Source organism: Bradyrhizobium sp. (genome assembly GCF_049581145.1).
Taxonomy (GTDB): Bacteria; Pseudomonadota; Alphaproteobacteria; order Rhizobiales; family Xanthobacteraceae; genus Bradyrhizobium.
In genome coordinates this window covers 1-8,828 of record NZ_JBAURI010000078.1, presented here as the reverse complement: position 1 = coordinate 8,828, position 8,828 = coordinate 1, and the positions used below count along the sequence as shown (strand labels likewise).

The window sequence follows — 8,828 nt, the reverse complement described above, 5'->3', positions numbered from 1 at the left end:
GCCGAGGCCACTAGCCAGCCGTGCGACAACCTCGCGCACGGGCATGGCGCCGCGGGCCCCGAGCACGACCGCATCGAAGCCGGTCCACGGCAGAGCGATGGCGCGGACCGCAAGCGCGGCAATGTCGGCGACATGGGCGGCGTTGTTGAAGGGCGAATCGAGGTGGAACGCGCCGATGGTCCCGCCGCGCGACAGCCTGGCCGCCACGCCGGAAAGCCAGTTGCGATGCGCGCCCGGCCCCAGCACGCCTGGGAGCCGCAGCGCCAGCCCCGGCAATCGTTCAGCCCGGTCCTTCAACATCAGCTCGCAGAGCCACTTGGTGGTCCCATAGGGATCGGGATCGACGACCGGCGTCGCCTCGTCGACCACCGGCGCGGTCACGGTGCCGTAAATCGACAGGGACGAGTACAGAACGAAGGCGCGCACGGTCCACCGCTCCGCGGCGTCGAGCAGCGCCTCGGTTCCGCGCACATTGTCGTGCACCATCCTCCGCGCATCGATGCCGGGCGCCGGCGACGTCGCGGCCGTGTGGACCACCGCGTCGAACGCACCGGCCAGATCGCCCACGGCGACGAGGTCGCCGCAGGCCAGCGTCACGCCCGGCACACCATCGAGCGTCGCCAGAAACCGGGTCCGGTGACGATAGAGGCCGGTCACGGCGTGGCCGGCCAGGGCGAGCTCTCTGGCTGCGACGGACCCCGCGAACCCGGAAGCGCCGGTGACGAGGACCTTCATGCCCCAGTATGCCCCTCGCTCAGGATACCCTGGCCATGATGTTGGGAACCGAGATGCCATGCGCGGCCAGGAGATCCTCCCAGCTGCCATAGTTGTGAATGAACTCGTCCTTCAGCGTGAAGGTATCGAGCTTGCAGGTCGCCTGCATGTCCCACGCAAGCTGCTTGGTCTGGGGCGCGAGACCGCCCTGCGGCACATGCTCTTCAATGACGATCACCTGCTTGTGCCGCTTCAGCGCGTCCGCAATGCCCTCGCGGTCGAGCGGCTTCACCGTGTGCACCGAGACCAGCGAGACCGATTTGCCCTGCGCCTGCAGCCGGTCCGCGACCTCGGCCGCCATCTTGCTGATGCAGCCGTAGGTCAGGATACAGACATCGGTTCCCCGCCTGAGATAGCGAATCTTGCCGAATGTCCAGGGTTCGGCGCCCTTGGTGAGATCCGGCTCGCCGGCCTTGCCGATGCGCAGATAAAGCGGGCCGTTCTTCTGGCTCGCGCACCATCTGGTCGCCTCGGTGCACTCGGCGGGATCACAGGGCGCGATGATCTGCATGTTCGGAATCGCGCCCGCGATCGCGATGTCTTCCATCGTGTGATGGGTGCCGCCCAGCGTGGAATAGATCACGCCGGCGCCCATGCCGACCACCGTCACCGGCAGATTCTGGTAGCCGAGATCGTCGCGCACCATCTCGAACGGCCGATAGAGCGAGAAGGTCGCGATGGTGTAGGCGAAGGGCTGGCAGCCCTTCAGCGCGAGGCCGGCGCAGATGCCGATCATGGACTGCTCGGCGACCCCGACATTGATGAACCGCTCGGGATACTGCGTCGAGAACTTCGCCATGCTGCCGGCCGGTGAAATGTCGGAGACCACGATATACACGTCGGGATTCCTGGTGGCCTCTTCGTAGAGCGCCTCGGCAAACGTGTTTCTCATGCTTGAGCCTCCAGCTCGGCGATGGCCTGCTTGTATTCGTCCTTGTTGGGCGAACGGTAGTGCCAGAGCGGCACGTTCTCCATGTAGGAGACGCCCTTGCCCTTGGTCGTCTTCGCGACCACCATCAACGGCCGGTCGCCCTTGCGGCTGCGCACCGCCTCATAAAGTTCGGCGCTGGAATGACCGTCGCACTCGGCCGTCTCCCAGCCGAAGGCGGAGAACTTGTCGGTGAGCGGATAGAACGACGGATGGGTGATGGACGTGCGGCCGAGGCTCTGGAAGTCGTTGTTGTCGCAGAAAGCGATGATGTTGCCGAGCTTGAGGCTCGAGGCCATCAGGATGGCCTCCCAGGTCGAGCCTTCCTGGATCTCGCCATCCGACAGCACGGTGTAGATGTTGCCGCCGGTCTTGCGTCCGCGCTCGGCAAGCGCCATGCCGACCACCATCGACAGACCGTGGCCCAGCGAGCCGGTCGAGGCCTCGATCCCCGGATTGCCGTAGTCGGGATGGACACCAAGCCGGCCATGGGGCGTGCAGTAGCCGTCGAGATCGGCCTGGCTCAGGATACCCTTCTCGACCAGGACCATATACTGAATCATGCAGCCGTGCCCCTTCGACATCAAGAAGGTGTCGGGGGACTTTCCGCCGTTCAGCGCCGGGCGCATCAGCTCGTTGTAGATGAGGTCGACGATCTCGGTGCACGAGAAGGCGCCGCCGATATGAAGGGCCGAGACCTTTTGTGACATGTCGAGGATGCGCCGGCGATAGGCGTTGCAACGCGCCCTGGCGATCTTGGCGTCGAACGTGTTGGCTCGGTCCGTCATGAAATTCTTCCCCGTACGGCCTTCCGATTATTCGATGATGGTCCAGTAGTAGTCGCCAGTATAGCCAGCCTCCGCGAATACCTCGAGCCAGCCCTCCGGATAGTCGTGGAATCTGGCGGTCAGCACCCAATCCTCGAAAATCACCTTCTGCGCGGGCGTGCGGTAGCTGTCGACCTGCACGAACGCATGGCCGCCCGACACGCGCTGCAGCTCCCTCAGCGCCTGAACGCAGCCTGTGCGATCGAGATTGTGGATCGTGTTCAGCGAGATCGCGGCCTTGAAGCTGTTGTCGGGAAACGGCAGCTCGAGCGCGTTGCCGAGGTGAAGACGGCCGATCACTTCGGGTTCGCAATGCATCAGCGCGTATTTCGATATTTCGAGGCCGAACGCCTCGAGCCCGGGCAGCGCCTTGATGAAATCCTTCACCAGGAAGCCCTTGGCGGCCCCGACATCGAGCACGCGATCGCCCGCCTTGAGGCCGAAATGCTCGATCATGTCCTGCGCCACGGGAACCCAGCGGCCATCGTAGCGATAGCCGCCATAGCCGTATTCGCGCGGACCATCGAAATAGAGCTCGCCATACTCGCGCGAGATGCGGATGTGCTCGTCGGTCTTGGCATGCTGCCGCGCCGAGACATTGCGCTTGCCCTTGGGCAATTTGTTCAGAAGATTGACCTCGGCCATAAGCTTTTAAGTCCCCGTGCCGCCGCGTTCACACCAAACCCCGTCATCGCCCGGCTTGACCGGGCGATCCAGCATTCCAGAGATCTCCGATCGATGGGCGTCTCTGGGATACTGGATCACCCGCATTCGCGGGTGATGATGGCTGTGGACGTGGCCGCCACACCAAACCCTCATGTAGCTGGTGCGGAGAGTGCCGCGCAAGCCACAATCTCCCCCGCAGTGGGTCGTTGCCACGGCCATTCGTCCCCTCACCTGCTGCCAAAAACCTCGCGGTGGACGCGCGCCAACCCATCAGGCAACCGCTCGAAATTGAAATCCGGAAACGCCTTGTAGCAGTTCGTGATGTCGAAGAAGCGATGCAGCAGATGCGCACGCGGCACCGCGCGCGGCAGATGCTTGACCTCGACCTTCGGCGCGAAATTGCCCGCGACGAGATGCGCGATGTCGCAGAACGACGTCGCAACGCCGGTCACCGCGTTGAGGCTGCCGGTGCTGCCGTGCTGCAGAATTCGCACCGCCAGCCGCGCGACGTCCTCGACCGCGACATGATCGCGCTTCTCCTCGCCTGCTCCGAACAGCGTGATCGGCCCGCCCTCTGCCGCCTGGCGGCGGAAGCGGTTGGGGCCATAGCCTGAATGCGGATCGCCCGCGCCATAGATCAGCGTCGGGCGCAGCGCCGCGAACGGCGCCTTGACCTCGCTGCGGAACATCAGCTCGCGCGCCGCATGCATCATGCCATGCGTTGTCGACGGCGCGAGCGGTGACTGCTCGGTGACCGGATTGGCGTCATCGGCGTAGACGGCGTCCGAGCTGATATAGAGAAGATGCGCCGGTGGCGCCGCCGCGAACGCCTGCAATGCGGTCTCTGCCATGCGCAGATTGGTCATCATCTGGCCGGCATTCTTCGCCGGCGCCACCGCGGAGACGAACACCACGGCATCGTCGGGGGTGAGCCGCGCGCGGAGCTGCTCGCTTCCCGCGGCCGACAACAGATCGGCCTCCTTGCGCGTGAGGCCAATGACCGGAATGTTCGCCGCGGCGATCTCTTTGACGATGGTCGACCCGACGAAGCCGCCGGCGCCGACCACGACGACGCGCTTCGGCGCTCTCGGAGATGCATATGCGTGGGTGAGCATGGTCAGGAATCCTTAAGTGACACCCAGCGTGCGATAGTCGAGCCCGGCGGCAAGCGCTGCTTTCGGTTCGAGCACGCGAAACGGATCCAGCACGATGTTGCCGCGCATTGCCTTGGCGAGTTCGGCCGGCGACAGCTTCCGGAATTCGGGCCATGGTGTCATGATCGCGAGCGCGTCGACGCCGGCAGCCGCGGCCAATGCGGTTTCGGCGCCGGTGACATTGGGGTGATCGGTGGCATCGGACTTCACCACCGGATCGTAGACCTGCAGCGCCCAGGGATGCAGCAGCCTGATCAGCGCCAGCGACGGCGAGTTCTTCACCGAGTGGGTATTCTCCTTGTAGGCGAGCCCGAGGACGCCGAGCCGAATCTGGTGGCCGTGATCTTGGCCGCGCCACAGCACCGCCTCATGCATCGTCCTGATCGCCCAGTCCTTGCGATAGCGACTGTTGTGCACGAAGGCCTGGATGACGGCGGCGTCGGTACCGAACTCCTGTGAGAACCGAATCACGGTCGAGAGATCCCGCTCGAGATTGCCACCGGCGATGCCGAGCCCCGGCGACAGATAGGAATAGGCGCCGATGCGACGATCGAGCTTCAGCGCCGGCGCGATCTCCGACCAATCCGCGCCGATACGCTCGCACAATTCCGCCAGCGTGTTGGCGACCGTGACGGAGGCGACCAGGCAGCAATTGATCGAGATTTTTGCGAGCTCTGCACTCTCCAGCCGCATCGGCAGGATCGGGCAGCCAAAGGCCTCGAGATAGCTCTTCAAGCGCGCCGGCAGCGGCTGCGCTGGATCGGGGCAGCCGACCATGAAACGCTCCGGCAGCGTGGCGCGCTCGACGGCGCGGCCAAAGACCAATGTCTCGACCTGGTAGTACAGGTTCTTGTCCGGCCGCAACCGCGCCCGCGTATAGCCCGGCGGAACCTGGCTCAGCACCACGACGACGCTGTCCGGACCGGCATTGTCGAGCGCAAGCTTCAGGAGCGTATCGAGCGTGGTCAGATCGCTGCCTCCCTGGTCATCGGTCGGCACATCCGGCGCGACATAGATGACGTCGCAGCCTTTCAGCCGGGCCGGATCGGAGGCAAAGGAGATATGCCCGCGGCTGCGGCCAAGAAGATCGTCGAGATCGGGCTCGACCACGGGCAGCTCGCCGGCCTCGAGGCGCCCGACCAGCGCCGGATCGAGGTCGACGCCCAGCGTGGCAAATCCCTTCGAAGCGGCCGCCACGGCCGAGCACAGGCCGAGATGCGTCATGCCGACATATGCGATACGCGGTTGATCGTTCATCGCGAAGAACTCACCTTGATGACCTCGTCGGAAAGCCGTCCGAGCGTGCGAAGCAGCCAGCGGTCCTTCGACAGGTCGGTCCGCGCTTCCCCGGCAACCAGCGCCTTGAACGCCGTGTATTCGAGCGCCCATGTCGGATCGTCCTGCACCAGGGTGATCGTGTGTTCCGGCGGCCGGCCGCTGGGCAGGATGCGGGTGCGGCACGTGAACTCGCTCGGGCCCCATTTGCACAGCGATTCGACATGCGCGCTGCCCTTTTCCGCAAAAATGTCGCAGGTAAAATGGTTGCGCCAGGACACCAGCGTCATTTCCAGCTCGATCTTCGGGTCGGAAGCTTCAGACCCGATGACGACGTGATCCGCCGCGCGATTCTCGAAACGGCTCGCCGAGATGACGCGGAAATCATCGGCCAGATCGCCGAACCAGAAATTCACGGTGTCGAGCAGATGCGAGCCGAGGTCCGGCAGCACGCCGGCGCCCTGGTCGCGCCAGGCACTCTCGCGCACCAGGCGCGCCGTCCCGTTGCCGTAGAACATGCGGCAGCGATAGATCTTCCCGAGTTCGCCGGACGCGATGAGGTCGCGCATGCCGACATAGTGCGGTTCGAAACGGTGGTTGTAGGCCGTTACCAGCAGCGTGCCGCTGTCCCTGGCACTCTGTTCGAGCGCGGCGAGCTCGGCATCCGACCCCGCATACAGCGGCTTCTCGGTGAGCGCGTGCTTGCCGTGCCGGGCAAGATGCCTGAGGATCTCCATCTTGGGTTCGTCCGGCGTGCACACGACCGCCGCGTCGTAGAGCTCAAGCGGCACCTCGCGAACGTCTTTCCACTGGGCGCCGGTCCAGAACGGATCGACGACGCCTGCAGCCTCGGAGGCCGCAACCGCAAGACGCTTCTTTCCCTGCACACCATATCCGACGACAATGCAGCGCATGACAGCCAAGCGATCCCGAGAGCCTTGTGATCAAGAATCCTGTGAGCCTGCGAACCCAGCACGATCACTGGTAGTGCATCAGACGCTCGTAGCGATCGAGCTTGTCGAGCACGTCCTTCGGCCGCACCGGAATATTGCCATGGCGCTCGCATTCGACCGCCGCCGACAGCGAACCGAGCACCGAGGCGATCACCTCGTTGCCGCCGGCGAACATCGACAGCGCCGCGTAGGCCAACAGGGCGTCGCCCGAGCCCACCGCATCCACGACGTGGTCGGCGAATGAATCGAGCGTGAAGAAGGCGCGCACGTCCTCGTCCTTCTTCGGCACCGAGCGGAAGGTCATCAGGCCGCGTTCGCCGAGCTTCAGGATCAATATCTTGCAGGCAGCCTGCCGGTACAGCTCGAGGCCGAGCGGCCGCACCACCGAGTCCTGGTCGCCCAAGGCAAACCGGGCCTCGCGTTCGTTCGGCGTGATCAGGTCAAAACCCTTGAATTCGAGGATGTTGCCCCAGCGGCTCGCGACCTGGCTGTCGGCGACGCGGAACACGTTGTTCGGGATCGCCGCGATCAGGTTCGGGATGGTGTCGCGGTTGAACATACCATGCCGAAAGTCGCTGAACACGACAATATCGGCCGGCGTATCGCGGATCTGCTCCGCCAGGATGCCCTGAATCCGCTCGGAGATCGCGCGGTTGTCGAGGGTGTCCACCTTGAGCAGGTTGTAGCCACCGGTCACGATGGCATTCTTGTTGGTGGTCGGCCGCGTGCGGTCGATGATCGGCGTGCACTGGATGCCGGCGTGCTTGAGGTCCTCCAGCGCAAACTCCGCCAGTTTGTCCTCACCGAGCACGGTCGAGAACGTCACCTCGGCACCGGCGGCCGCCACATGCTTGGCGACGATGCCGGCGCCTCCGACGAAATCCTCGCGACGATCGAACCGCACGCTCATGGTCGGCGTCTTGGTCATGCCGCCGATCATGGCGCAATGCGTATAGCTGTCGATGATCGTGTCGCCGATGATGTGAACCTTGATGCCCCTGAGCTTGTCCAGCGCGCTCCTGATATCCGCGGTGGTCAGTCCTTCGCCCTCCAGCAGCGCCAAAAGCTTCTCGGTCGCGATCGCCGGCGGCTCGGTCTCGATCAGGCGCGAGGAGGAGTAGATGATATCACCCGGCGTGAAGATCAGTTCGCCGCCATAGGCCTCGACCGCGAGCTTCTCCTCCGCGGTGCGCGGATGCAGACCCTCCTTGGTGTACTCGTATCCCTTGGCGAAATAGTCGGGCTTGATGATGCCGATATTGACGATCGGCGTGGGGTCCGGATCGATCACGACGTAGTCGACGACTTCGAGCGCGGCGAGATTGAAGGCGCGCAACTCCTGCGGCACGAACGGGCGGAAATTCGCCTTCGCAATATGCGCGTCCGCCGTCAGGCTGGCGATCAGGAGGTCTCCCTTGCTCTTGGCGTAGAGCAGGTGCCGGATATGCCCGGGATGCACGAGATCGAACGTGCCATGACACATGATCACTTTCTTCTTGCGCGGGGGCGCGCCGATGATCGCCGCGATTTCCTGCGCGGTTTTGACCTTGTGCTTGACGAGAGCGCGGCTTGCGTCATCCATTGGACTTGCCTTCGTCTGAGAGCGTCTTGAACCAACCCGACGTCGCCTTGGCGATCGAGTCCGGATCCCACAGCGGAGCCTCGCGCCAGTAATCGATATTCGCCAGGATGCGTTGCACGCCCTCCTCGAAACTGACTTTCTGACGCCAGCCGAGATCGCGCGTGATCTTGGCGATGTCGGCATAGGTGCAGTCGGGTTCGCCCGGCCGTTTTGGAATGTGCACGACTTCGCCGCCGAGCAGCTCGACGAGACGATTGACCGACTGGGGGTTGCCGGCGCCCAGGTTCCAGATTTCGCCGGTCTTTGCGGTTTCCGCTGCCGCGAGGAACGCCTCGGCGACATCGGAGGCATAGAGGAAGTCACGCCGCTGCGTGCCGTCGCCGACCACGGTGAAAGGCTTGCCGGCTAGCTTCTGCTTCAGGAATACGCCAAAGACCGCGCCATAAGCGCCGGATGTGCGCGAGCGTGTCCCGTAAGCGTTGAAAATGCGAACCGCGTTGACCGGCAACCGATAGACCTGGTGCCAATGAAACGCCGCCTGCTCGCCCTGATATTTCGACAGCGCATACGGGTATTGCGGCTGGATGACGTGGTCCTCGCGCGTCGGCGTCGCTGCCAGTCCGTAGCAGGACGAGGAAGCCGCGTAGACGAACTTCTTCACCCCTGCGG

General features: G+C 64.2%; 9 protein-coding genes. All 9 read right to left on the bottom strand.

Translation table 11 applies throughout. The features are described 5' to 3' along the window. On the bottom strand, nucleotides 1–735 hold a 735-nt coding region (locus WCB02_RS02265; RefSeq protein WP_423955916.1), incomplete at its 3' end, for an NAD-dependent epimerase/dehydratase family protein. A gap of 19 nt (nucleotides 736–754) precedes the next feature. Then, nucleotides 755–1,666 (bottom strand): transketolase family protein, encoded by a 912-nt coding sequence (locus WCB02_RS02260; RefSeq protein WP_423955914.1) that lies wholly within the window; start codon nucleotides 1,664–1,666, stop codon nucleotides 755–757. Next, entirely contained in the window at nucleotides 1,663–2,490 is an 828-nt protein-coding gene (locus WCB02_RS02255; RefSeq protein ID WP_423955912.1) for a transketolase, read from the bottom strand. The genes WCB02_RS02260 and WCB02_RS02255 overlap by 4 nt, the downstream gene beginning before the upstream one ends. A 27-nt stretch (nucleotides 2,491–2,517) precedes the next feature. After that, the gene (locus tag WCB02_RS02250) at nucleotides 2,518–3,174 is read right to left on the bottom strand and encodes a class I SAM-dependent methyltransferase (RefSeq protein ID WP_423955910.1); all 657 of its coding nucleotides are present in this window, start codon (nucleotides 3,172–3,174) and stop codon (nucleotides 2,518–2,520) included. A 248-nt stretch (nucleotides 3,175–3,422) separates the two neighbouring features. Further along, entirely contained in the window at nucleotides 3,423–4,310 is an 888-nt protein-coding gene (locus WCB02_RS02245) for an NAD-dependent epimerase/dehydratase family protein (protein ID WP_423955907.1), read from the bottom strand. A 12-nt stretch (nucleotides 4,311–4,322) separates the two neighbouring features. After that, nucleotides 4,323–5,606 (bottom strand): nucleotide sugar dehydrogenase, encoded by a 1,284-nt coding sequence (locus WCB02_RS02240; protein ID WP_423955904.1) that lies wholly within the window; start codon nucleotides 5,604–5,606, stop codon nucleotides 4,323–4,325. Next, nucleotides 5,603–6,538 (bottom strand): Gfo/Idh/MocA family protein, encoded by a 936-nt coding sequence (locus WCB02_RS02235; RefSeq protein ID WP_423955902.1) that lies wholly within the window; start codon nucleotides 6,536–6,538, stop codon nucleotides 5,603–5,605. Before WCB02_RS02235 ends, WCB02_RS02240 begins: the two co-directional genes overlap by 4 nt. Nucleotides 6,539–6,602: 64 nt before the next feature. Continuing rightward, complete coding sequence (locus tag WCB02_RS02230) at nucleotides 6,603–8,159, bottom strand: PfkB family carbohydrate kinase (RefSeq protein ID WP_423955900.1); 1,557 nt, start codon at nucleotides 8,157–8,159, stop codon at nucleotides 6,603–6,605. Beyond that, on the bottom strand, nucleotides 8,152–8,828 hold a 677-nt coding region (locus tag WCB02_RS02225), incomplete at its 5' end, for a GDP-mannose 4,6-dehydratase (protein WP_423955897.1). The genes WCB02_RS02225 and WCB02_RS02230, both read right to left, overlap by 8 nt.

Bases quoted from the DNA above. Each gene is read 5' to 3' on its own strand.
- WCB02_RS02255 (WP_423955912.1), bottom strand. From the start codon at position 2,490: ATGACGGACCGAGCCAACACGTTCGACGCCAAGATCGCCAGGGCGCGT.
- WCB02_RS02260 (WP_423955914.1), bottom strand. From the start codon at position 1,666: ATGAGAAACACGTTTGCCGAGGCGCTCTACGAAGAGGCCACCAGGAAT.
- WCB02_RS02230 (WP_423955900.1), bottom strand. From the start codon at position 8,159: ATGGATGACGCAAGCCGCGCTCTCGTCAAGCACAAGGTCAAAACCGCG.
- WCB02_RS02245 (WP_423955907.1), bottom strand. From the start codon at position 4,310: ATGCTCACCCACGCATATGCATCTCCGAGAGCGCCGAAGCGCGTCGTC.
- WCB02_RS02240 (WP_423955904.1), bottom strand. From the start codon at position 5,606: ATGAACGATCAACCGCGTATCGCATATGTCGGCATGACGCATCTCGGC.
- WCB02_RS02235 (WP_423955902.1), bottom strand. From the start codon at position 6,538: ATGCGCTGCATTGTCGTCGGATATGGTGTGCAGGGAAAGAAGCGTCTT.
- WCB02_RS02250 (WP_423955910.1), bottom strand. From the start codon at position 3,174: ATGGCCGAGGTCAATCTTCTGAACAAATTGCCCAAGGGCAAGCGCAAT.